Origin of the sequence: Streptomyces sp. NPDC014801, assembly GCF_043082085.1 — a bacterium.
Taxonomy (GTDB): Bacteria; Actinomycetota; Actinomycetes; order Streptomycetales; family Streptomycetaceae; genus Streptomyces.
This window is the reverse complement of the sequence record NZ_JBIBXG010000013.1, coordinates 303,482-325,993: the sequence shown is the minus strand read 5'-3', so window position 1 is coordinate 325,993 and position 22,512 is coordinate 303,482. Positions and strand designations below refer to the sequence as shown.

Genomic DNA, 22,512 nt, shown 5'->3' with positions numbered 1-22,512 from the left:
GCCGAACCCGCACCAGCCGGGCCACCCACGGCTCGGACAAGGCCAGTTCGACGCAGACGCGGGTACGACGACGGCCCGAGCTCCCGCACAGTGAGCTCGGGCCGTCGGCCTTGGGGGTCCGGTCAGAGGGCGATGCCCGTCAGGACCAGGACGCGCTCGTAGGTGTAGTCGTCCATGGCGAAGCGGACGCCCTCGCGGCCGACGCCGGACTGCTTGACGCCGCCGTACGGCATCTGGTCGGCGCGGTAGGAGGGCACGTCGCCGATGACGACGCCGCCGACCTCGAGGGCGCGGTGGGCGCGGAAGGCGGTCTGCAGGTCGTGCGTGAAGATGCCGGCCTGGAGGCCGAACTTGGAGCTGTTGACCGCGGCGAACGCCTCGGCCTCGCCGTCCACCTTCTGCACGGTGAGGACCGGTCCGAAGACCTCCTCGCAGGCGAGGGTGACGTCGGCCGGGACCTCGGCGAGGACGGTCGGCGCGTAGGAGGCGCCGTCGCGCTTGCCGCCGGCGAGCAGCTTCGCGCCGGCCGCCACGGCCTCGTCCACCCAGGACTCGACGCGCTTGGCGGCGTCCTCGCTGACCAGCGGGCCCACGTCGACCTTGTCGTCGGACGGGTCGCCCGTGACCTGGGCCTCGACGGCGGCGACGATGCGCGGCAGGAGGCGGTCGTACACCGACGCGTCGGCGATCACGCGCTGCACCGAGATGCAGGACTGGCCGCCCTGGTAGTTGGAGAAGGTCGCGATACGGGTCGCGGCCCAGTCCAGGTCCTCGTCGCTCGCCCAGTCGCCGAGCACGACGGCCGCGCCGTTGCCGCCCAGCTCCAGGGTGCAGTGCTTGCGCGGCACCGAGTCCATGATCGCGTAACCGACCTTGTCGGAGCCGGTGAAGGAGATGACCGGCAGGCGCTCGTCCTGGACGAGGGCGGGCATGCGGTCGTTCGGCACGGTCAGGATCGACCAGGAGCCGGCCGGGAGGTCGGTCTCGGCCAGCAGCTCACCGAGGATCAGGCCGGAGAGCGGGGTGGCGGGGGCCGGCTTGAGGATGATCGGGGCGCCGGCGGCGATCGCGGGGGCGACCTTGTGCGCGCACAGGTTCAGCGGGAAGTTGAACGGCGCGATGCCGAGCACGACGCCCTTCGGGAAGCGGCGGGTGATCGCCAGACGGCCCTGACCGCCGGCGTCGGTGTCCAGACGCTGGCCGTCGCCGCCGTTGAAGCGCCGGGCCTCCTCGGCCGCGAAGCGGAACACGGACACGGCCCGGCCGACCTCGCCGCGCGCCCACTTGATCGGCTTGCCGTTCTCGGCGGAGATCAGCTGGGCGATCTCCTCGGTGCGCTCGGCGAGCCGCTTGCTGACGTGGTCCAGGGCGGCGGCGCGCACATGCGCCGGGGTGGCGGCGAACTCGTCCCGCACGGCGTACGCGGCGGCCACGGCCTCCTCGACCTGCGCCTCGGTGGGCACGGCGACCGTGCCGACGAGCCGGCCGTCCCACGGGGAGGTGACGTCGAAGGTGTCGTCGCCGGTGGCCTGGCGGCCGGCGAGCCAGAAGGCGTGGGTGGAAGTCATGTGCGATTCCCGGCCCTTCCGCGTAGGGGGTGTGCGTGCTTTCGCCACCACGGTAGGGCCGGGACGAGCGGGGGTCGTTTGTCCGACCCGTAGCAGTCGGCGGCGAGCATGCGCCGCTTTGGCGTACGACTCTTCGGTACGACTATTCGGGCGAGGTCGCCTTCAGCGCCAGCCAGAGCTCCATGCGGACGTCCGGGTCGTCCAGGGAGCGGCCGAGGATCTCCTCCACACGGCGCATCCGGTAGCGCAGGGTGTGCCGGTGGACGCCCAGGTCGGCGGCGGCCGCGTCCCACTGGCCGTGCCGCGACAGCCAGGCCCGCAGCGAGGCGACGAGGTCACCGCGGCCGGTCGCGTCGTGCTCGTGCAGCGCCCGCAGCAGCCCGTCCGCGAACGCCTTCACCGCGTCGTCGGCGAGCAGCGGCAGCACCGACCCGGACGCCAGCTGCTCGTGCTCGACGCACACCCGGCCGCGCCGGCGGGCCACCGACAGCGCCTGTTCGGCCTGCTTGTACGCGGCGGCGGCCGCGATCGGCCCGGACGGCGCGGACAGGCCGACGATCAGCTCGTCCTCCTCGCCGCCGGTCTGGTCGCGCAGTTCCTTGGTACGTCCCGCCTCCAGCGCCGCCGCGAACGCGGTGCACGCGGCGACCGCGGCGCCGCCGTCGGTGGCGAGCACCACGAGCCGTTCCCCCTCGGGGACGACGAGCACGGCCTCCCCGGCGCGGGCCGCGGCCGACTCGACGGTCTCGGCGAGGGCGCCGAGCGGGTCGCCGGCCGCGTCGACGGCCGGTGCGGGGGCGGCCGGGGCCGGCTTCGCCGCCGTCACGCGCGCGTGCGCGTCGGCGTGCGCCCGGGCCGCCGAGGCGGACGCCGACTCGGCGACGATCATCCGGAACGGCGCGTCCAGCAGCGTCCCGTACAGGTCCCCGGCGACGGCCCGGGCGTGGTCCGGTTCCCCGGCGAGCAGCATGCGCAGCACGGCGACACCGACGCGCTGCTCGGCGGCGTGCAGCGAGCGGGAGCGCTCGGTGGTGAGGGTGAGCAGGGCGATCGCGGAGTGCACGGCGTAGCGCTCGGCGGTGCCGAGGGTGGCGGCGGTGCCGACGGCGAGGGCGGCGCGGGGGCGGCGGCCGGTGCCGATGGAGTGCAGTTCGACGCGGTCCTCGTGGTCCGGGCCGCCGACCACGGAGGAGGCGGGCGCGGGCCGCTCCCGCAGCCGCTCGACCTCGGCGGTGAGCCGGGCCGCCCGCCGTACGGCCCACTCGGGCGCGGTGGCGACGACCGCGCCGGAGGCGTCGTAGAGCGCCGCCCAGCCGTCGACCTGGGCGGCGAGCGCGGCGAGCAGCCCCTCGGGGCCGGAGTTCAGGGCCTGTTTGGTCAGCTCGCGCTGGGCGGCGAACCCGGCGGTGACGGCCCGGTACTGCTCGGCGGCGATGGCGGCGGAGACGGCCTTGCTGATGGCGAGGAAGGGGGTGCGGCGGGGCACCTCCAGCAGCGGCAGGTCCTCCTCGGCGCAGGCGTCGACGAGGGCCTTCGGGGTCTCGTCGTAGTTGACGCCGACGGCGAAGCCGATGCCGACCACGCCCGCGCCGGCCAGCCGCCGCACGTACCGCCGCATCGCCTCGGGATCCTCGGCGTCCAGCTTCAGCGCGGTGATCAGCAGCAGCTCCCCGCCCTCCATGTACGGCACGGGGTCGGCGAGCTCGCTCACGTGCGCCCAGCGCACGGGCACGTCCAGGCGGTCCTCGCCGGCCCGCACGGTCAGCTTGAGCGCCGAGTGGTGGACGAGGGAGGCGAGCGTGAGGGGCATGGGGCCTTCAGGTCGGCGGGCGGGGTCTGCGGACGTCGTGCGAACGGTGAGGCGGCCGGGGCGAACGTGGGAGCGATGTGATCGCTGTGATCCTTTGGCCGCCACGTATGAACGACCTCTGTCGATTCTGCCTCACCGTACGATCGCCGCGCCCCGGGCGTCCGGCGTTCCGGTCAGCCGCGCAGGTCCAGCAGCAGCGGCGGGGCGTGCTCGCCCGTCACCGTGGTCAGCGACAGCACCGCGTGCCCCGGCGGCACCTCGTGGGCCAGTTCGGACGCCGACCACCGCTCCCGCTCGACCTGGCGGACGGTGACCGCCTCGGTGGTGACCGCCTTGCCGGTGACGAGTTTGCGCAGCGCGTGCAGCGCCCGGGTCATGGGCTGGTCGGCGAAGACGGTGTGCCGGGCCACGTCCCGGGTCTCCACCCACTCCGTACCCCAGGCCCCGGCGAACCGGCTGCCGTCCCAGGTGGAGACCCCCGACAGCGCCATCCGGCAGCCGACGGCGGCGTACAGCGGCCCGTGCAGCGCCTCGGGGACGTCGGCGACCGTGCGCAGCGCGAGGACGACCCCGGCGTTCTGCGAGCGCAGCCGCTGGATCCGGCGCACGGACTCGGCGGTGACGGCGCCGGTGGCGTCGTCGAGGACGAGGCAGGCGAAGTGCTCGCGCCCCGCCTCCCGGGCGACGGCGGTGAACTGCGCGAGGACCAGCCGGGTGAGCAGCCGCGCGGCCTCCTCGTGCCCGTGCTCGGGCAGGTCGATGCGCACCCGCAGCGGGTGGTGGGCGAGGGCGCGCAGCGAGAACGGCCGGATCGTGCCGTCGTCCGTGCCGCCCGCGGGCGAGGCCGCGCCGAAGAAGTCCGCGAACACCGGCCGGTCCAGCAGGGCGAGCCGGTCGGCGAGCGCGAGCCCGGGGTCGCCGGGCGTGCCGGACTGGCGGACCCGGGCGTCCAGCTCGCGCCGCATCACGGCGTGCCGTTCCTCGGCCAGCGCGGCGCGCAGGTCGGTGAGCGGGGCGGGCTCCCCGGCGAGCAGTTCGCGCAGCACGGGCAGCGTGGGGAAGGCGCCGTACGCGGCCCGGTACGGCCCGAGCAGCTGGGCCAGGGCGGTCGCGGCGCGCTGGGCGCCCACGGAGTCGAGGTCGCCGGCGAGGGCCTCGGCGAGCAGCGCGGCGGCCTCGTCGGGGTCGGTGGCCCCGGCGTACGGGTCGAGGTCGTGCACGGAGGCGGGGTCGCCGATGCGGACCACCACGTCGAAGGAGGTGTCGGGGCCGGTCTCCGCGCCCACCGCGACGACCGCGCACCGCCCGGTCAGCGCCTGGAGGGCGAGGGACTCGACGACGGGCGCGACGACTTGGCGGGTCTTGCCGGCGCCGGACGGGCCGACGACCAGCAGGGAGGTGCCGAGGGCCGCCGCGTCGAGGGCGGCGCCGGCCCCGCCGTACGCGAGGGGGGTGCGCTCCCCCGTCGCCCAGCGGCCGATCCGCACCTGCCCGGCGCGCAGGTCGTGTCGGGCGGCGCGGGCGGGCAGGTCGCGCGCCCCGGAGGGGTGGGTGAGCGCGGCGGAGCCGTGGCGCAGGACGGCATCGGTGAACTCGGCGAGGCGGCCGCGGGCGCGGGCCCTCGTCCAGGCGTGCTCCAGCCGGGCACAGTCGACGTCGTTCATCCGCCCCGCGAGCACGTCGGCGGTGAGCAGGTCGGCGGCTTGGTACTGACCGGCCTCGCGCAGGGCGGGCCACCGGGTGGGCGGCGCGGGCGCGGCCGGGGTGTCGGCGGCCGGGACGTCCTTGCGGGCCGCGAGCCGCTCCCGGGCGTAGGGCAGCCAGCCGCCGAGGCGGGCGAAGGGCCACACCACGAGCAGGGTGATCACGGCGTACAGCAGGTCGGTGACCCAGGGGGAGGTGAAGACGTCGTAGCCGCCGGTGACCAGGGCGACCAGGGAGAACACGGGCCCGACGACGGGCAGCGCGTCCCAGCCGACGCCGGGGAAGGCGCCGGGGAAGACGAAGCTCAGCACGACCAGGGCGCCGAGCAGGGCGAGCAGGGCGCGGGCTGGCTGCGGACGGCGGGCGACGACGTGCCGGACCACGCCGGGCCAGCTGCCGAGCCGGCCCATGGCGTAGACGAGCACGGCGAAGAAGGCGCCGTCGTAGACGACGGTGGCCTCGGCGCCCTGCCAGCCCTTGGGCGCGGCGAAGGTGCCGCCCCACCACCAGTCGTCGGGGGTGACCAGCCGGAGCAGGCTCCACTGGTAGGGGAGGCTGCCGTGCCGCCACAGCGACCACAGCAGCAGGCCCACGACCAGCGGGACCGCCACGCCGACGAGGGTGACCGGGGCGAGCCGCTCACGGCCGGACGCGGGGTCGGGGCGGCGGTAGCCCAGCCGCCAGATGCCGGGCTCGGCCTCCGGCCGTGGCGCGTCCAGCCACTCGGCGACGGACGACACGGGGGCCTGGCCGGGTGCGTGGCCCGGCGTGGGGGGCTGGCCGGGCGCGTGCGCGGGCCGGGGCGGCACTCCGGAGACTCCGGGGATCCCGGACGCCCCGGGCCCCCCGGCGCCGTGGGAAGCCGTCCCCGGCACCTGCGGCGGCCCCGCCGGGCGTGGCACCGGGTTCGCGTGGGTGCCCGGCCGGGCGCTCGGCTGGGCACCCGCTGGGGCGCCCTGCGCCTCGTGCGTCCCGTCGCTCTCCATCGCCCCTGCCCCCTGACCAGCCGTTCCGTCGACCACTAGCGAGCCAATCTAACGCCCCCGCTGAGGGAGTTCACCGATTCCGCGGCCGGTCCTGCGTCGCCGGAGCGTCACCGGCCGCCCCCACCTCTATATCCATCGCGGACAACGGGCACCCCCGACAACGCCCACATGGAGCATGCCCGCTGCCCTTTCCCCGTCTTAGCCTGCGAGAAAAGAAGGCAAGCATCCGTAAAACCCCCAGGAGCCCCGCATGACCGCACTTCCGCAGGAGCGCCGCGTCGTCACCGCCATCCCCGGCCCGAAGTCGCAGGAGCTGCAGGCCCGCCGTCTCGCCGCGGTCGCGCAGGGCGTGGGCTCCACGCTGCCGGTGTTCGTCACGCGCGCGGGCGGCGGTGTCATCGAGGACGTCGACGGCAACAGCCTGATCGACTTCGGCTCCGGCATCGCCGTGACCTCCGTCGGCGCCTCCGCCGAGGCCGTGGTGCGCCGCGCCTCCGCGCAGCTCGCCGACTTCACCCACACCTGTTTCATGGTCACCCCCTACGAGGGCTACGTGGCCGTCGCCGAGGCGCTGGCCGAGCTCACGCCGGGTGACCACGAGAAGAAGTCGGCGCTGTTCAACTCGGGCGCCGAGGCCGTCGAGAACGCCGTCAAGATCGCCCGCGCGTACACCAAGCGCCAGGCCGTCGTCGTCTTCGACCACGGCTACCACGGCCGTACCAACCTCACGATGGCGCTGACGGCGAAGAACATGCCGTACAAGAACGGCTTCGGTCCGTTCGCTCCCGAGGTCTACCGGGTCCCGGTCGCCTACGCCTACCGCTGGCCGACGGGTCCGGAGAACTGCGGCCCCGAGGCCGCCAAGCAGGCCATCGACCAGATCAGCAAGCAGGTCGGCGCGGACAACGTGGCCGCGATCATCATCGAGCCGGTGCTCGGTGAGGGCGGCTTCATCGAGCCGGCCAAGGGCTTCCTGCCGGCGATCCGCCAGTTCGCCGCCGACAACGGCATCGTCTTCGTCGCCGACGAGATCCAGTCCGGCTTCTGCCGCACCGGCCAGTGGTTCGCCTGCGAGGACGAGGGCATCGTCCCGGACCTGATCACCACCGCCAAGGGCATCGCCGGCGGTCTGCCGCTGGCCGCGGTGACCGGCCGCGCCGAGATCATGGACGCCGCGCACGCGGGCGGCCTGGGCGGCACCTACGGCGGCAACCCGGTGGCCTGCGCCGGTGCGCTCGGCGCCATCGAGACGATGAAGGAGCTGGACCTCAACGCCAAGGCGAAGAACATCGAGGCGATCATGAAGTCCCGCCTCACCGCCATGGCCGAGAAGTTCGACATCATCGGCGACGTGCGCGGCCGCGGCGCGATGATCGCCATCGAGCTGGTCAAGGACCGCGCCACCAAGGAGCCGAACGCCGAGGCGGCCGCCGCCCTGGCCAAGGCCTGCCACCAGGAGGGCCTGCTGGTCCTGACCTGCGGCACCTACGGCAACGTGCTGCGCTTCCTGCCGCCGCTGGTCATCGGCGACGACCTGCTCAACGAGGGTCTCGACATCATCGAGCAGGCCTTCACCCGCATCTGAGCGGCGGCACATCCGAGCACCGCCCCCGCACGTCTGACGGCCCTGCGGCAGAGGGTGTGAAGAAGGTGTGCGGGGTGGATGGCAGGACGCCGTTCCTGCTGTTCCCCGCACACCGGCTGCCGTAGGTTCTACCCAGATGAGAGATACACCCGCCCACAGGGGACTGTGGGCGATCTCAGGCCGAGGCCTCCCCAGCTTCGACCTGGTCGTGCCCTCGCGCACACAAACGGAGCCCTGCGGCTCCGGATCTCCTCACCGATCGGACGGTCGCCCGCCCCAAACCCCCCGGGGCGCGCGGCGTTCCGGTCAGTTCGGCCGCCTCGGAACGCCCCCCCTGTTCCGGGGCGGCCGGCCTCCTTCTCCTTCTCGCCCCGGCGCGCCGTCCGCTGACGGATCATGGGCCCATGCTCCTGCTGCTCCTCCCGGCCCTGCTGTTCGCCCTCATCACCTGGCAGGTCGTCACCGACGGCCCACTGCTGACGGCGGACGAGCGCCTCAGCGGTGACCTCGTGCACCCGGGCCGGTTCTGGGAGCTGCTCTCGGACCTCGGTGACGTGCGGGTCGCGGTGCCCGTCCTGGCGCTGGCGGTGGCCTGCGCGGGCTGGTGGGGCCGGCGCGCCGGCCTGGAGCGGTGGTGGCTTCCCCCGCTCGCCGGGGCGCTCACCATGGCGCTGGTCCCGGCGCTGGTGGTCCCCCTGAAGGACTGGACGGCCCGGCCCAGCACCCCCGTGATGCCGCCGGCCGTCGGCTACTTCCCCTCCGGGCACACGGCGACGGCGGCGGTGGCCTACGGCGCCGCGGCCCTGCTGGTGCTGCCGTGGCTGCGCTCCCCCGCCGCCCGCCGCCTCGTCGTCGCCGCGTGCGCGGCACTCGTCGTGGCCGTGTCCACCGGGCTGCTGATCCGGGGCTATCACTGGCCGCTGGACGTGGTGGCCAGCTGGTGCCTGGCCACCGTCCTGCTGACGGGGCTGTGGCGGGTGATCAGCCGAAGTAGCCGTCGAACGTCCGCTGGAACTCCCAGCCGCCGAAGCGGTCCCAGTTGACGGACCAGGTCATCAGGCCGCGCAGGGCAGGCCAGGTGCCGTGCGGGCTGTACGAGCCGCAGTCGGTGCGCTTGGTCAGGCAGTCCAGGGTCCTGGTGACCTCGGCCGGGCTGACGTAGCCGTTGCCCGCGTTGGTGGTCGCCGGCATGCCGATGGCGACCTGGTCGGGGCGCAGCGGCGGGAACACGTTGTTCGTGTCGCCGGCGACCGGGAAGCCGGTCAGCAGCATGTCGGTCATCGCGATGTGGAAGTCGGCGCCGCCCATGGAGTGGTACTGGTTGTCCAGGCCCATGATCGGGCCGGAGTTGTAGTCCTGGACGTGCAGCAGCGTGAGGTCGTCGCGCAGGGCGTGGATGACCGGGAGGTACGCCCCGCAGCGCGGGTCCTGGCCGCCCCACTTGCCGGTGCCGTAGTACTGGTAGCCGTTCTGCACGAAGAAGGTCTCCGGGGCCATCGTGAGGACGAACTTCGTGCCGTACTTGGCCTTCAGGGTCTTCAGCGCGGAGATGAGATTGACGATCACCGGGGTGGTCGGGTTCTTGAAGTCCGTGTCGTTCGCGTTCAGGGACAGCGAGTGGCCCTCGAAGTCGATGTCGAGGCCGTCGAGGCCGTAGGTGTCGATGATCTTCGAGACGGAGGTGACGAAGGTGTCGCGGGCCGCCGTCGTCGTGAGCTGGACCTGGCCGTTCTGGCCGCCGATGGAGATCAGGACCTTCTTGCCGGCCGCCTGCTTGACCTTGATCGCCGCCTTGAAGTCGGCGTCCGACTCGGCGTTCGGGCACTCGGTGACCGGGCAGCGGGTGAAGCGGATGTCACCGGAGGTCGTCGAGGTGGGCTCGCCGAAGGCCAGGTCGATGACGTCCCAGCTGTCGGGGACGTCGGCGAGACGGGTGTAGCCGGCGCCGTTGGCGAAGCTCGCGTGGAGGTAGCCGACCAGGGCGTGCGCGGGCAGGCCGGGGGCGGGGCCGCCGGTGCCGGCGCTCGTCGTCGCGGTCACGGCCGCCGACTTCGCGGACTCGCCGGCGCCGTTCACGGCGGCCACCTGGAAGGAGTACGCAGTGGAGGGCGCGAGGCCGGTGACCGTGGCCGTGGTGCCGGTCACCGTGAGGACCTTGGTGCCGTCGCGGTAGACGGCGTAGCCGGTGGCGCCCGGCACGGGCTGCCAGGACAGGGCGACGCTGGTGGAGGTGGTCGTGCCGGCGGTCAGGCCGGTGGGCGCGGCGGGTGGCTGCGCGGGGGTGCCGCCGGGGCCGGTGAGGGTGATGTCGTCGGCGTAGTAGGCGCCCGTGCCGTACCAGCCGTGGGTGTAGAGGGTGACCCTGGTGGTGTTCGGTCCGGTGCGGAAGGTGGTCGTGAGCTGCTGCCAGTCGGGGGCGGACTGGGTCCAGGCGGAGACGTCGGTGGTGCCGGTGCCGCTCGCGCCGAGGTAGACGTAGGAGCCGCGGAGGTGGCCGGACAGCGTGTACTGCGCGCCCGGCTGCACGTTCACCGTCTGGGCGCACTGGGCGTTGTCGCTGCCGGCCGGGGTGGCCTCCAGCGCCGAGGCGCCGCTGTGCACGGGTGAGCCGACGGTCCGTCCGGCGGTGCAGGTCCAGCCGGTCAGGCCGGACTCGAAACCGCCGTTCGTCACGAGGTTCGCGTCGGCCGCACGGGCGGCCGACGACAGCGCGGTGATACCGGGGAGGGTCAGGACGGCGGCCGTCAGGAGGGCGGCCAGGGGTCTGGTGCGTTCCACAGATGCCTCCGGGCATGGGGGAGTTGGAGGAGGTGGAGCGCGCCCAACTTGGTCCAGACCAATCCGGTTGTCAAGACGTCCGGCGGCTCAGCCTCCCCCGCGCCCGCCCGCCGGCCCCGCCGCCGCCTCGTGCATCGCCAGCTCCAGCAGCGCCGCGTCGGTCAGCGTGCCGGAGCCGTCCGGCTCGACCAGCCAGCGGATCGTCCCGGCCGAGCGGCCCGGGTGCGGCACCACGATCCAGGTGCCGTTCCCGGCCGTGCGGATGCCGGTGCCGACCCAGCGGGACGCGGTGCCGGGCGGCACGAAGAAGCCCATGCGGTCGTCGCCGAAGTCGGCCAGCACCGGTCCCGGCCGGTCCAGGATCCGGGTGAGGACGTCGAGCGTCGGGTAGCCGAGCCGGCCGGGCAGGATCAGCACGTCCCACGCCCGGCCGGCGGGCAGCAGCGCGACACCCAGCGGGTTGCGCTCCCACTCCCAGCGGCAGGCCTCGGGGTCCGGCGCCACCGACGCCAGCCACTCCACCGCCGTCTTCGCCCCTGCCATGAAAGACCTCCCTGTCCCTCGCGACCACGCCACGACGCGTTGCGCGCCGCGACCCTCACGAGGGAGAGGGGCTTCCCCCACCGGGCATTACGCGGATTCACCCGACCCGTCGAAGTGATCCGGATCACACCGGGCGGGGCGTGCCCGGAGCCCGGTGACCGGTGGTGACCGGTGGGGGCCGGTTCAGCTGTCGAAGCCGAGGCCCAGTTTGTCCATGGTGCGCAGCCACAGGTTGCGGCGGCCGCCGTGGGCGTCCGCGCGGGCCAGGGACCACTTGGTGAGGGCGATGCCCGTCCAGGCGAACGGCTCCGGCGGGAACGGGAGCGGCTTGCGGCGCACCATCTCCAGCGCCGTGCGCTCGGTGGTCTCCCCCGCCAGCAGGTCCAGCATCACGTCCGCGCCGAAGCGCGTCGCGCCGACGCCGAGACCCGTGTAGCCGGCCGCGTACGCCACCCGTCCCTGGTGGGCGGTGCCGAAGAACGCCGAGAAGCGGGAGCAGGTGTCGATCGCGCCGCCCCACGCGTGCGTGAACCGCACCCCCTCCAGCTGCGGGAAGCAGGTGAAGAAGTGCCCGGCGAGCTTGGCGTAGGTCTCCGGCCGGTCGTCGTACTCGGCGCGCACCCGGCCGCCGTAGGGGTAGATCGCGTCGTAGCCGCCCCACAGGATGCGGTTGTCGGCGGACAGCCGGAAGTAGTGGAACTGGTTCGCCGAGTCCCCGAGGCCCTGCCGGTTCTCCCAGCCGACGGACTTCAGCTGCTCGGCCGTCAGCGGCTCGGTCATCAGCGCGTAGTCGTACACGGGCACGGTGTACGACCGCACCCGCTTGACCAGGTTCGGGAAGATGTTCGTGCCGAGCGCCACCTGCCGGGCCCGGACCCGGCCGTAGGGCGTGCGCACGGCCATGCCGGCGCCGTACGGCTTCAGCGTCAGCGCCGGGGTGTGCTCGTGGATCCGCACGCCGAGGCCGAGACAGGCCCGCTTCAGGCCCCAGGCGAGCTTGGCCGGGTGCAGCATCGCTACACCCCGGCGGTCCCACAGGCCCGCCTCGAAGGTCGGCGAGTTCACCTGCGCGCGCACCGCGTCGGCGTCCAGGAACTCGATGCCGTCGGCGAGGCCCTTGGCCTCGATCTCGTCGTACCAGTCGCGCAGTTCCCACGCCTGGTACGGCTCGGTCGCCACGTCGATCTCGCCGGTGCGCTCGAAGTCGCAGTCGAGGGAGTAGCGGGCGACCGCCCGCTCGATCTCGTCGAGGTTGCGCCGGCCGAGTTCCTCCAGCTTCCGGATCTCCCGCGGCCAGCGGGCCAGCCCGTTGGGCAGGCCGTGGGTGAGGGAGGCGGCGCAGAAGCCGCCGTTGCGGCCGGAGGCGGCCCAGCCCACCTCACGGCCTTCCAGCAGGACCACGTCCCGCTGCGGGTCGCGCTCCTTGGCGATCAGCGCCGTCCACAGTCCGCTGTACCCGCCGCCGACGACCAGCAGGTCGCAGGTCTCGGCGGCGGTCAGCGCGGGCTCGGGGCGCGGCCTGCCGGGGTCGTCCAGCCAGTACGGGACCGGCTGCGCTTCGGAAAGAGACTCTGTCCAACGGCTCATGGCGCTCGGGGCCATGATTTCAACTCCCTACAGGCATTTCCGTGAAAGGGGGCTTCACGCCTTCTGCTTGGTACGGCGGTTGCCGATCAGCATGGACGCCAGCACGAACAGCACGGCGACCAGGAACATGGCCGTACCGATGACATTGATCTGGACGGGCGTGCCGCGCTGCGCCGAACCCCACACGAACATGGGGAAGGTGACGGTGGAGCCCGCGTTGAAATTGGTGATGATGAAATCGTCGAAGGAGAGCGCGAAGGCGAGCAGCGCGCCCGCGGCGATTCCGGGGGCCGCGATGGGCAGGGTGACCCGCAGGAACGTCTGCGCCGGTCCGGCGTAGAGGTCCTGCGCGGCCTGCTCCAGGCGCGGGTCCATCGACATCACGCGCGCCTTGACCGCGGTGACGACGAAGCTGAGGCAGAACATGATGTGCGCGATCAGGATCGTCCAGAAGCCGAGCGGCGCGCCCATGTTGAGGAACAGGGTGAGCAGCGAGGCCGCCATGACGACCTCGGGCATCGCCATCGGCAGGAAGATCAGCGAGTTGACCACGCCGCGGGCGCGGAAGCGGTAACGCACCAGCGCGAAGGCGATCATCGTGCCGAGCAGGGTGGCGCCGAGGGTCGCCCACACCGCGATCTGGAGGCTGATGCCGAGCGAGCCGCACATGCCGGCGACGCCGCACGGGTCCTTCCAGGCGTCCGTGGAGAACTGCTGCCACTCGTAGTTGAAGCGGCCCTTGGGTTTGTTGAAGGAGAACACCGTGACGACGATGTTCGGCAGCAGCAGATAGGCGAGGGTGAACAGGCCCGCGATGACCACGAGCCGGCGCTTGAGCCAGGTGACGAAGGGCATTTAGACCAGATCCTCCGTCCCGGACCTGCGGATGTAGAAAGTGACCATGAGAAGGATCGCGGCCATCAGGATGAAGGACAGCGCGGCCGCCGTCGGGTAGTCCAGGATGCGCAGGAACTGCGTCTGGATCACGTTGCCGATCATGCGTGTGTCGGTGGAGCCGAGCAGTTCGGCGTTGACGTAGTCGCCGGCCGCCGGGATGAAGGTGAGCAGGGTGCCGGAGACGACGCCCGGCATCGACAGCGGGAAGGTCACCTTGCGGAAGGTGGTCCAGGGCTTCGCGTACAGGTCGCCGGCCGCCTCGTGCAGCCGGTGGTCGATGCGCTCCAGCGAGGTGTACAGCGGCAGGATCATGAACGGCAGGAAGTTGTACGTCAGACCGCAGACCACCGCGAGCGGGGTGGCGAGCACGCGGTCGCCGGCCGTCCAGCCGAGCCAGCTGGTGACGTCCAGGACGTGCAGGGTGTTGAGCACGTGCACGATGGGGCTGTTGTCGGCGAGGATCGTCTTCCAGGCGAGGGTGCGGATCAGGAAGCTGGTGAAGAACGGCGCGATCACCAGGATCATGACCAGGTTCTTCCAGCGGCCCGCGCGGAAGGCGATCAGGTACGCCAGCGGGTAGCCGAGCAGCAGGCACAGCACCGTCGCGGCGGCCGCGTAGGCGACCGAGCGCAGGAACTGCGGCCAGTACTCGGACAGGGCGTCCCAGTAGGTGGCGAAGTGCCAGGTGACCTTGTAGCCGGCCTCCAGCGAGCCCGTCTGCACGGACGTGGACGCCTGGTAGATCATCGGCAGCGCGAAGAAGACGATCAGCCACAGGATGCCGGGCAGCAGCAGCCAGTACGGCGTGAGGCGGCCCCGCTTGCGCGGCGGCTTCTTCTCGGGTGCGGTCGGGGTGAGCGGCGGGGGCGCCTCGGTGAGCGTCGACATCAGGCCGCCGCCTCTTCCCCGGTGCCCGCGTCGATGCTCTGGGCGGCGTCGAGGCCGAAGGTGTGCGCCGGGGACCAGTGCAGGACGACCTCGGCGCCGGGCACCAGGCGGCCGTCGCGGTCGACGTTCTGCGCGTACACGGCCAGCTCGTCGCAGACGGGGCTGTCGATCACGTACTGCGTGGAGACGCCGATGAAGCTGGCGTCGGCGATGGTGCCGGTGATCCGGTTGCGGCCCTCGGGGATCGTGCCCGCGTCGTCGGCGTGGGTGAGCGCGATCTTCTCCGGGCGGATGCCGACCAGCACCTTGCCGCCGGCGGTCGCAGGCGCCGAACAGCGCGCCTGGGGCAGCACCAGCTTGCCGCCGCCCGCCTTGAGCACGATGTCGTCGCCGCTCTTGGTGTCGACCTCGGCCTCGATCAGGTTGGAGGTGCCGAGGAAGTTCGCCACGAACGTGGTCTGCGGGTTCTCGTAGAGGTCGGTGGGCGCGCCGAGCTGCTCGACCCGGCCGGCGTTCATCACGGCGACCGTGTCGGCCATGGTCATGGCCTCCTCCTGGTCGTGCGTGACGTGCACGAAGGTGATGCCGACCTCCGTCTGGATGCGCTTGAGCTCCAGCTGCATCTGGCGGCGCAGCTTCAGGTCGAGGGCGCCGAGGGGCTCGTCCAGGAGCAGCACCTTGGGGTGGTTGATCAGCGCGCGGGCCACCGCGACGCGCTGCTGCTGGCCGCCGGAGAGCTGGTGGGGCTTCTTGCGCGCCTGCTCACCGAGCTGGACCAGCTCCAGCATCTCCTCGACCTGCTTCTTCACGCTCTTGATGCCGCGCCGGCGCAGACCGAAGGCGACGTTCTCGAAGATGTCGAGGTGCGGGAAGAGCGCGTAGGACTGGAAGACGGTGTTCACCGGCCGTTTGTAGGGCGGCAGGTGGGTGACGTCCTGCTCGCCGAGGTGGACGGTGCCCGTGGTGGGGTCCTCCAGGCCGGCGATCATGCGCAGGGTGGTGGTCTTGCCGCAGCCGGAGGCGCCGAGCAGGGCGAAGAAGGAGCCCTGCGGCACGGTCAGGTCGAGCGGCTGCACGGCGGTGAAGCCGTTGTCGTAGGTCTTGCTGATGCCGGAGAGGCGGACGTCGCCGCTGTTGTCTGTCGTCGTCATGGTCGTCACGCCCCAGTGAGCTTGGAGAACTTCTGCTGGTAGGCCGTCTCTTCCTTCTGCGTCAGCGCGCGGAAGGCGTGGGACTTCGCCTGCATGGCCTTGTCGGGCACGATCAGCGGGTTGTCCGCCGCCGCCTCGTCGATCTTCGCAAGGTAGGGCCGCACCCCCGCGACCGGACTCACGTAGTTGACGTACGCGGCGAGGGCCGCGGCCTGCTCCGGCTGGTAGAAGAAGTCGATGAGCCGCTCGGCGTTCGTCTTGTGGCGCGCCTTGTTCGGGATCAGCATGTTGTCGGTCGACGTCATGTAGCCGGCGTCGGGGATGACATAGCCGACGTCCGGGTTGTCCGCCTGCAGCTGTACGACGTCGCCGCCCCAGGCGACGCACGCGGCGAAGTCGCCCTTGGTGAGGTCCGAGGTGTAGTCGTTGCCGGTGAAACGGCGGATCTGCCCCTTGTCGACGGCCTTCTGCAGGCGCGCGACCACCTTGTCGAAGTCGTCGTCGGTGAACTTGCCCGGGTTCATGCCCATGTCGAGCATGGTCATGCCGATGCTGTCGCGCATCTCGGTCAGGAAGCCGACGCGGCCCTTGAGCCTGGGGTTGTCCAGCAGGTCGGACACGGACTTCACCTCGATGCCGTCCAGCGCCTTCTTGTTGTAGGCGACGACGGTCGACACACCCTGCCAGGGATACGAGTACGCCCGGCCCGGGTCCCAGTCGGGGGCGCGGAACTGGTCCGACAGGTTGGCGAAGGCGTGCGGCAGGTGCGAGGGGTCGAGTTTCTGGACGTACCCGAGGCGGATCATGCGGGCGGCCAGCCAGTCCGTGACCACGATCAGGTCCCGGCCGGTGTCCTGGCCGGCGGCGAGCTGCGGCTGGACCTTGCCGAAGAACTCGTCGTTGTCGTTGACGTCCTCGGTGTACTTGACGTGGATGCCGGTCTGCCGGGCGAACGCGTCCAGGGTGGGGTGACGGTTGGTCTTGTCGTCCACGTCGATGTACTCGGGCCAGTTGGAGAAGTTGACCACCTTCTCCTGGGCCGAGTGGTCGTCCGCGGACTGACCGCCCTGCGTCTTGCTCGCCGCGGGGATGCCGCAGGCGCTCAGCGCCCCGAGACCGCCGGCCGCCAGGGCACCGCCCGCGGAGGCGCGCAGCAGGGACCGGCGGGTGAGGGCGGCCCGGCCGCCCCGGAAACTGCGCCGCATGGCGGCCGCTCGGGCCGGGGTCAGGCGGTCGGGCTCGTACTGCTCCATGCGCGTGGTTGCCCTTTCGGGAGGATGGGCCGTGGCCGGCCCGAACTGGCTATCGGTCCCCGAAGACGGTGCGGTGCCAGTCCTTCCCGGCCACCGCGGTGTTGTCGAACATGACGTGCTTTATCTGCGTGTACTCCTCGAACGAGTACGATGACATGTCCTTGCCGAAGCCGGACGCCTTGTACCCGCCGTGGGGCATCTCGCTGATGATCGGGATGTGGTCGTTGATCCACACGCACCCCGCCTTGATCTCCCGTGTCGCCCGGTTCGCCCGGTACACGTCCCGGCTCCACGCGGAGGCGGCGAGGCCGTAGGGGGTGTCGTTGGCCAGCCGGATGCCTTCATCGTCGCCGTCGAACGGCAGGACGACCAACACGGGGCCGAAGATCTCCGCCTGGACGATCTCGCTGTCCTGCGGGGCGCCGGCGATCAGGGTGGGCCGGTAGTAGGCGCCCTTGGCGAGTTCGCCGCCCGGCGCCTCGCCGCCGGTGACCACGCGCGCGTAGGCACGCGCCCGGTCGACGAAGCCGGCGACGCGGTCGCGGTGGGCGTGGGAGATCAGCGGGCCGAGGTCGGTGCCGGGGGCGAAGGGGTCGCCCAGCCGCACGGTCTCCATCAGGGCGGCGGTGCGCGCGACGAACTCCTCGTAGAGCGGGCGCTGCACGTACGCGCGGGTGGCGGCGGTGCAGTCCTGCCCGGTGTTGATCAGCGCCGCCGCCACGGCGCCGTTGACGGCCGCGTCCAGGTCGGCGTCGTCGAAGACCACGAAGGGTGCCTTGCCGCCGAGCTCCAGGTGCAGGCGCTTGACGGTCGCGGTGGCGATCTCGGCGACCCGCCTGCCGACGCCGGTGGACCCGGTGAAGGAGGTCATGGCCACGTCGGGGTGGCCGACGAGGTGCTCGCCGGCCACCCTGCCGGTCCCGGTGACGATGTTGACCACGCCGTCCGGGAGGCCGGCCGCGGTGGCGGCCTCGGCGAACAGCAGGGAGGTCAGCGGGGTCGGCTCGGCGGGCTTCAGCACGATGGTGTTGCCCGCGGCGATCGCCGGGAGGATCTTCCACGCGGCCATCTGCAGCGGGTAGTTCCACGGCGCGATGGACCCGACGACACCGATCGGCTCCCGGCGGACGTACGACGTGTGGTCCCCGGAGTACTCGGCGGCCGACTGCCCCTGGAGGTGCCGGGCGGCCCCCGCGAAGAACGCGGTGTTGTCGATCGTGCCCGGCACGTCGAACTCGCGGCTGAGCTTGAGCGGCTTGCCGCACTGCAGGGACTCCGCGCGGGCGAGATCCTCCGCCCGGTCGGCGAGGACGGCGGCGAAGCGGTGCAGCGCGTCGGAGCGCTCGCCGGGCGTGGCGCCGGCCCAGCCGGGGAAGGCCGCGCGGGCGGCGGCCACGGCCGCGTCGACGTCGTCGGTGCCGGCCAATTCGTAGGTGAACACGTCCTCGCCGGTGGCCGGGTCGACGACCGCGTGCGTGTGTCCGGAGGTGCCCCGGGCGAGCCGTCCCGCGATGTACTGCGCGCCCTCCGCGAAACGTTCCTGTGCGGGGAATTCCGCGGACCTCTCCGGGGTGGTGCCCGGGTTGTGCATATCGCTCTCCTCCGCCGTCGTCCCCCCTCCCGTGCAGGGGGTGGGTGGCTGACCCACGAGGGGTGGGTGGCGTAGCTCCGGCTCGATTTGAGTGCCGATCCTGACAGAGCCATGGGACGTCGACAAGGGATTCCGTTGTTGCCTTTCGGTTACGCGACGGAATCTGTCGACCAGGTGTCGAGTGATGCCGGAAAAGGCCGGACGCAGTGTCAGTGGCGCGTGCCAGACTCGCGTGCATGACGGAGATCGATTCTCGGGAGGCCCTGGTCAGGGCGGTCCACGCGGGGGCGAGGATCAAGTACCTGCACTTCTGGGGCCATCGGCCGCGACCCGACGGCCGGGTGGGTGCGAGCTGCCTGAGCCAGTGGTGGCCCTCGCCCTTCGTGGTCGACGGCGTGCGCTACGCGACGGCCGAGCACTGGATGATGGCCGCCAAGGCGCGCCTGTTCGGCGACGCGGAGGCGGAGCAGCGTGTGCTGGCCGCGAGGTCGCCCGCGCAGGCCAAGAAGGAGGGCCGGCTGGTGCGCGGCTTCGACGAGGCGGTGTGGGCGCGCGAGAGGTTCGGGATCGTCGTCGAGGGCAGCGTGCACAAGTTCACCGCGCACGCGGACCTGCGGGAGTTCCTGCTGAACACGGGCGACCGGGTGCTGGTCGAGGCGAGCCCCGTCGACCGCGTGTGGGGCATCGGCCTGGCCGCGGACGACGAGGCGGCGACCCGGCCGGACAGCTGGCGCGGCCCGAACCTGCTGGGCTTCGCGCTGATGGAGGCGCGCAGACGCTTGCGGGCGGAGGCCTCCGGCGGGGGCGTGTAGCCGGGGCGTCGGGGGCGCAGGCCTCCGGCGGAGGCGTGTAGGCCGGGGGGAGTCGGGGGCCGAGGCCTCAGGCGAAAGCGGGCAGGCAGGGGTCGGGGGGCGGACTTCGGAGGTTCCTGGCCGCCCCGGTGGGCCGGGAAGCCGTGTGGGTTCCCGGCCTCCGGCGCTCGTGTCAGTGGGTGGCGACGAGCACGACCACCATGGCGATGCTCAGGACGACGCCCGCGGCCCCGCAGATGAGGCCGGCCAGGGCCTGACCGCCGTTGGTCGCCTCGCCCCGCTTGGCCTTCGCACGGCCCATCGCGCCGAAGATCACGCCGAGGATGCCCGCGATGATGGCCAGCGGCCACATGCAGAACAGCACCGCGGCGACGATGCCGAGCACCAGCCCCGCGGTGCCCATGCCGTTGCTGGGCAGGGGCTGCGTACCGGGCCAGCCGTAGTAGCCGGCGGCCGGGAACCCGTGGGCCTGCGGGCCGTGCGCGCCGGGGTAGCCGTACGGCACCTGGCCGGGACCGTCCGGCGCGATGGGCGGCGGCGGAACGGGCTCCCCGTGCGGCGGGGCGAAGGGGTTGTCCCCGACGGCCGCGTGAGCGGGCGGGGCGAAGGGGCCGGCGCCGGGCATCGGGGCGGGCGGCGCGAAGGGCCCGGGCGCCGTACCGGCCGGCGGGGCGAAGGGGCCGGGGGCCGAGCCGGCCGGCGGGGCGAACGGATCGGCGGTGCCGGGCGCGGCCGGCGGCGCGAAGGGGTTCGGCTCCGACCACGTCCCGGAGGGCTGCGGCTGCGGTTCCCGAGAGGGCTGGGCTGCGTCGGTGGCGCCCGGGGCCGAGGCGAGCGTCTGCTGGTCGTGCCCGGACCCCGGGGTCAGCGGACCCGCGGCGGCGACCGTGTCTCCGGGGCCGTCCACGGCACCGAAGCCACCCGCCGCGGTACCGAAGCCGCTCTCCGCGCCGAAGCCACCCGCCGCAGTACCGAAGCCCCTCTCCGCGCCGGAGCCATCCGCCGCAGCACCGAAGCCGCTCTGCGCGCCGAAGTCAGCGGGAGCGGGCCACGCGGGCGTGCCCGTGGACGGGGAAGGCGTGTCCTTGCCGAGAGAGATCCGTGGGCGCTCCTCCGCTCCCGGCCGGTCGCCCGCGCCGCTTCCCGGCACCCCTGGCGCCCCCGTCTCCTCGCCCATCACGCGAACCCCCCTCTGCGAACGTCCCGCCATGCTACGGCCCTGCCCACCGGCCGCCGCAGGCCCCCCGGCGCCCGGCCTACGATGGCCCCGAGTCACCGATCAGCCGATCACCCGCGCTCCGCAGCCCGGCACCGCCCGGCCGGGGCGCCGTTTCGGGGAGGAACCCTTGACGACCGACCGTCTCGACGCACCCGCCGCCGCGCCGCGCGACCCGCACGCCTTCATCGCCGGCCTGCCGAAGGCCGAACTGCACGTGCACCACGTCGGCTCCGCCTCCCCCCGGATCGTCTCCGAACTGGCCGCCCGCCACCCCGACTCCAAGGTCCCGACCGACCCCGAGGCGCTGGCCGACTACTTCACGTTCACGGACTTCGCCCACTTCATCGAGGTCTACCTGTCCGTCGTCGACCTGATCCGCACGCCGGAGGACGTCCGCCTGCTCACCTACGAGGTGGCCCGTGACCTGGCCCGCCAGCAGGTGCGCTACGCCGAGCTGACCATCACTCCGTACTCCTCCGTGCGCCGCGGCATCGACGAGCGGGCGTTCATGGCGGCGATCGAGGACGCCCGCAAGGCGGCCGAAGCCGAGTTCGGCACGGTGCTGCGCTGGTGCTTCGACATCCCCGGCGAGGCGGGCCTGGAGGCGGCCGAGGTGACGGCCCGGCTCGCCACGGACGACGCGGTGCGCCCCGAGGGCCTGGTCTCCTTCGGGCTCGGCGGCCCCGAGATCGGTGTGCCCCGCCCGCAGTTCAAGCCGTACTTCGACCGGGCGCGGGCGGCCGGCCTGCGCTCGGTGCCGCACGCCGGCGAGACCACCGGCCCGGAGACGGTGTGGGACGCGCTGACGTACCTGGGGGCCGAGCGGATCGGGCACGGCACCAGCTCCGCGCAGGACCCGAAGCTGCTCGCGCACCTCGCCGAGCACCGCATCCCGCTGGAGGTGTGCCCGACGTCGAACATCGCCACGCGCGCGGTGACCACCCTCGACGAGCACCCCGTCAAGGAGTTCACGCGGGCCGGGGTCGTGGTGACGATCAACTCCGACGACCCGCCGATGTTCGGCACCGACCTGAACAACGAGTACGCGGTCGCCGCCCGGCTGCTGGACCTCGACGAGCGGGGCCTGGCGGAGCTGGCGAAGAACGCCGTCGACGCCTCCTTCCTGGACGAGGCCGGCAAGGCCCGGATCCGGGAGGAGATCGACGGCTACACCGCGCGGTGGCTCGCCGGCTGACCGGCGCGGGACCGCTGCCGCCACAATGGCCCCCATGCAGACCCTGACGGCCGTGGGCCACCGCGGCGACCCCTACCGCGTCCGGGAGAACACGATCGCCTCCCTGCGGTCCGCGCTCGCCTCGGGCGCGGACGCCGTGGAGATCGACGTACGGCTCACCCGGGACGGCGTTCCCGTTCTCCTGCACGACGACACGCTCAAGCGGCTGTGGGAGCGGGACCGCCCGCTGCTCGCGCTGTCCCTGGCCGAGGTGGAGGGGCTGACCGGCGGCGGCGTGCCGACGCTGGCGGCGGCGCTGGCGGCGACGGACGGCAGCCGGGTCATGGTCGACCTGCCCGGCACGCCGGACGTGCGGGCGGCGCGCCGGATCGTGGGCGTCGTCCGGGAGGCCGGGGCGCAGGACCGCGTGTACTACTGCGCGGGCGCCGCCGCCATGCTGGCGGTGCGGGCCGCCGACCCGGCCGCGGAGATCGCGCTGACCTGGACGAGTCTCGCGCCGCCGCGCCCGGCGGTGCTGGACGCGGTGCGCCCGCGCTGGCTCAACTACCGCTTCTCGCTGGTGGACCGGGCCCTGGCCGAGCGGGTGCACCGCGACGGCTATCTGCTGTCGGTCTGGACGCCCGACACCCGCCGGGCGATGCGCCGCCTCCTCGACGCCGGCGTCGACTCGATCACCACCAACCGCATCGACGTCCTGACCGCCCTGCGCGCGGCCTGACCCCGCCCGCCGGATCACGCCGGATCACGCCGGCACCGTCGGTCGGCGTGATCCGGCGTGCGGTGTTCCGACGCCCTTTCAGCCGGGAGTGCGCCGGGGTGGTGAAGGGGCGCTGTCCTGGCGCGTTCGCCGCGGTGCGCGGGGCTGTCCGTGTGAAGTGCGGTCGAGTCCCTGCCGATTCCGTCCCTTCGGGGTGGCTCGTCACGGTAACGAATCCTCAGCAGTCC

Annotated in this window: 16 protein-coding genes and 1 pseudogene; 5 read left to right on the top strand and 12 right to left on the bottom strand. The window is 72.9% G+C overall.

All coding sequences use genetic code 11. The features are described 5' to 3' along the window. Window positions 1-122: 122 nt before the first annotated feature. The 3 genes from ACF1AL_RS30940 to ACF1AL_RS30930 all read right to left on the bottom strand — a co-directional run bounded on the left by ACF1AL_RS30940 (window position 123) and on the right by ACF1AL_RS30930 (window position 6,068). A complete protein-coding gene (locus ACF1AL_RS30940; RefSeq protein WP_391698418.1) occupies window positions 123-1,568 on the bottom strand; it encodes an aldehyde dehydrogenase family protein in 1,446 nt (481 codons plus the stop codon). Window positions 1,569-1,710: 142 nt separating this feature from the next. Continuing rightward, window positions 1,711-3,378, bottom strand: a complete 1,668-nt coding sequence (locus ACF1AL_RS30935) for a PucR family transcriptional regulator (RefSeq protein WP_391698415.1) — start codon at window positions 3,376-3,378, stop codon at window positions 1,711-1,713. A 173-nt stretch (window positions 3,379-3,551) separates the two neighbouring features. Next, window positions 3,552-6,068 (bottom strand): ATP/GTP-binding protein, encoded by a 2,517-nt coding sequence (locus tag ACF1AL_RS30930; protein WP_391819765.1) that lies wholly within the window; start codon window positions 6,066-6,068, stop codon window positions 3,552-3,554. A 250-nt stretch (window positions 6,069-6,318) separates the two neighbouring features. Here ACF1AL_RS30930 and gabT point away from each other — a divergent pair, with 250 nt between their 5' ends. Beyond that, window positions 6,319-7,653, top strand: a complete 1,335-nt coding sequence (gene gabT / locus ACF1AL_RS30925; protein WP_391819763.1) for a 4-aminobutyrate--2-oxoglutarate transaminase — start codon at window positions 6,319-6,321, stop codon at window positions 7,651-7,653. A 404-nt stretch (window positions 7,654-8,057) separates the two neighbouring features. Beyond that, a complete protein-coding gene (locus ACF1AL_RS30920; RefSeq protein ID WP_391698409.1) occupies window positions 8,058-8,696 on the top strand; it encodes a phosphatase PAP2 family protein in 639 nt (212 codons plus the stop codon). Here ACF1AL_RS30920 and ACF1AL_RS30915 read toward each other — a convergent pair. From ACF1AL_RS30915 to ACF1AL_RS30880, 8 genes are all read right to left on the bottom strand, one after another. Then, entirely contained in the window at window positions 8,635-10,431 is a 1,797-nt protein-coding gene (locus ACF1AL_RS30915) for a chitinase (protein ID WP_391819761.1), read from the bottom strand. The two genes, ACF1AL_RS30920 and ACF1AL_RS30915, sit on opposite strands and share 62 nt — an antisense overlap. A gap of 87 nt (window positions 10,432-10,518) precedes the next feature. Further along, entirely contained in the window at window positions 10,519-10,974 is a 456-nt protein-coding gene (locus ACF1AL_RS30910) for a hypothetical protein (RefSeq protein ID WP_391828287.1), read from the bottom strand. 183 nt (window positions 10,975-11,157) lie between these two features. Next, window positions 11,158-12,576, bottom strand: a complete 1,419-nt coding sequence (locus ACF1AL_RS30905) for an NAD(P)/FAD-dependent oxidoreductase (protein ID WP_391779513.1) — start codon at window positions 12,574-12,576, stop codon at window positions 11,158-11,160. Between the two features lie 39 nt (window positions 12,577-12,615). Continuing rightward, on the bottom strand, window positions 12,616-13,416 hold the full coding sequence (locus ACF1AL_RS30900) for an ABC transporter permease (RefSeq protein WP_366837302.1): 801 nt from the start codon (window positions 13,414-13,416) through the stop codon (window positions 12,616-12,618). After that, entirely contained in the window at window positions 13,417-14,346 is a 930-nt protein-coding gene (locus tag ACF1AL_RS30895) for an ABC transporter permease (protein ID WP_391698400.1), read from the bottom strand. Beyond that, window positions 14,346-15,497, bottom strand: a complete 1,152-nt coding sequence (locus ACF1AL_RS30890; RefSeq protein ID WP_384212346.1) for an ABC transporter ATP-binding protein — start codon at window positions 15,495-15,497, stop codon at window positions 14,346-14,348. Before ACF1AL_RS30890 ends, ACF1AL_RS30895 begins: the two co-directional genes overlap by 1 nt. A gap of 5 nt (window positions 15,498-15,502) precedes the next feature. Beyond that, window positions 15,503-16,750 carry a spermidine/putrescine ABC transporter substrate-binding protein gene (locus ACF1AL_RS30885; protein WP_366837298.1) on the bottom strand — a complete coding sequence of 416 codons (1,248 nt, stop codon included), beginning with the start codon at window positions 16,748-16,750 and terminating at the stop codon, window positions 15,503-15,505. Window positions 16,751-16,799: 49 nt separating this feature from the next. Then, window positions 16,800-18,341: a gamma-aminobutyraldehyde dehydrogenase gene (locus ACF1AL_RS30880; RefSeq protein WP_391819757.1), complete on the bottom strand. Its 1,542-nt coding sequence runs from the start codon at window positions 18,339-18,341 to the stop codon at window positions 16,800-16,802. Window positions 18,342-18,577: 236 nt separating this feature from the next. Between ACF1AL_RS30880 and ACF1AL_RS30875 the strand changes: the two genes are divergently transcribed. Beyond that, a complete protein-coding gene (locus ACF1AL_RS30875; protein ID WP_391698388.1) occupies window positions 18,578-19,153 on the top strand; it encodes an NADAR family protein in 576 nt (191 codons plus the stop codon). Between the two features lie 172 nt (window positions 19,154-19,325). Here ACF1AL_RS30875 and ACF1AL_RS30870 read toward each other — a convergent pair whose 3' ends face one another. After that, entirely contained in the window at window positions 19,326-20,060 is a 735-nt protein-coding gene (locus tag ACF1AL_RS30870; RefSeq protein WP_391819755.1) for a DUF4190 domain-containing protein, read from the bottom strand. Between the two features lie 341 nt (window positions 20,061-20,401). Here ACF1AL_RS30870 and ACF1AL_RS30865 point away from each other — a divergent pair. After that, window positions 20,402-21,567: pseudogene (locus ACF1AL_RS30865) on the top strand (adenosine deaminase); the annotation flags it as partial. A gap of 34 nt (window positions 21,568-21,601) precedes the next feature. Continuing rightward, on the top strand, window positions 21,602-22,285 hold the full coding sequence (locus tag ACF1AL_RS30860; RefSeq protein ID WP_391698383.1) for a glycerophosphodiester phosphodiesterase: 684 nt from the start codon (window positions 21,602-21,604) through the stop codon (window positions 22,283-22,285). Window positions 22,286-22,512 lie beyond the last annotated feature (227 nt).

Coding starts and splice junctions, on each gene's coding strand:
- ACF1AL_RS30905 (WP_391779513.1), bottom strand. CDS start 12,576: ATGGCCCCGAGCGCCATGAGCCGTTGGACAGAGTCTCTTTCCGAAGCG.
- ACF1AL_RS30885 (WP_366837298.1), bottom strand. CDS start 16,750: ATGGAGCAGTACGAGCCCGACCGCCTGACCCCGGCCCGAGCGGCCGCC.
- ACF1AL_RS30935 (WP_391698415.1), bottom strand. CDS start 3,378: ATGCCCCTCACGCTCGCCTCCCTCGTCCACCACTCGGCGCTCAAGCTG.
- ACF1AL_RS30875 (WP_391698388.1), top strand. CDS start 18,578: ATGACGGAGATCGATTCTCGGGAGGCCCTGGTCAGGGCGGTCCACGCG.
- ACF1AL_RS30895 (WP_391698400.1), bottom strand. CDS start 14,346: ATGTCGACGCTCACCGAGGCGCCCCCGCCGCTCACCCCGACCGCACCC.
- ACF1AL_RS30900 (WP_366837302.1), bottom strand. CDS start 13,416: ATGCCCTTCGTCACCTGGCTCAAGCGCCGGCTCGTGGTCATCGCGGGC.
- ACF1AL_RS30880 (WP_391819757.1), bottom strand. CDS start 18,341: ATGCACAACCCGGGCACCACCCCGGAGAGGTCCGCGGAATTCCCCGCA.
- ACF1AL_RS30890 (WP_384212346.1), bottom strand. CDS start 15,497: ATGACGACGACAGACAACAGCGGCGACGTCCGCCTCTCCGGCATCAGC.
- ACF1AL_RS30860 (WP_391698383.1), top strand. CDS start 21,602: ATGCAGACCCTGACGGCCGTGGGCCACCGCGGCGACCCCTACCGCGTC.
- ACF1AL_RS30910 (WP_391828287.1), bottom strand. CDS start 10,974: ATGGCAGGGGCGAAGACGGCGGTGGAGTGGCTGGCGTCGGTGGCGCCG.
- ACF1AL_RS30930 (WP_391819765.1), bottom strand. CDS start 6,068: ATGGAGAGCGACGGGACGCACGAGGCGCAGGGCGCCCCAGCGGGTGCC.
- ACF1AL_RS30920 (WP_391698409.1), top strand. CDS start 8,058: ATGCTCCTGCTGCTCCTCCCGGCCCTGCTGTTCGCCCTCATCACCTGG.
- ACF1AL_RS30940 (WP_391698418.1), bottom strand. CDS start 1,568: ATGACTTCCACCCACGCCTTCTGGCTCGCCGGCCGCCAGGCCACCGGC.
- gabT (WP_391819763.1), top strand. CDS start 6,319: ATGACCGCACTTCCGCAGGAGCGCCGCGTCGTCACCGCCATCCCCGGC.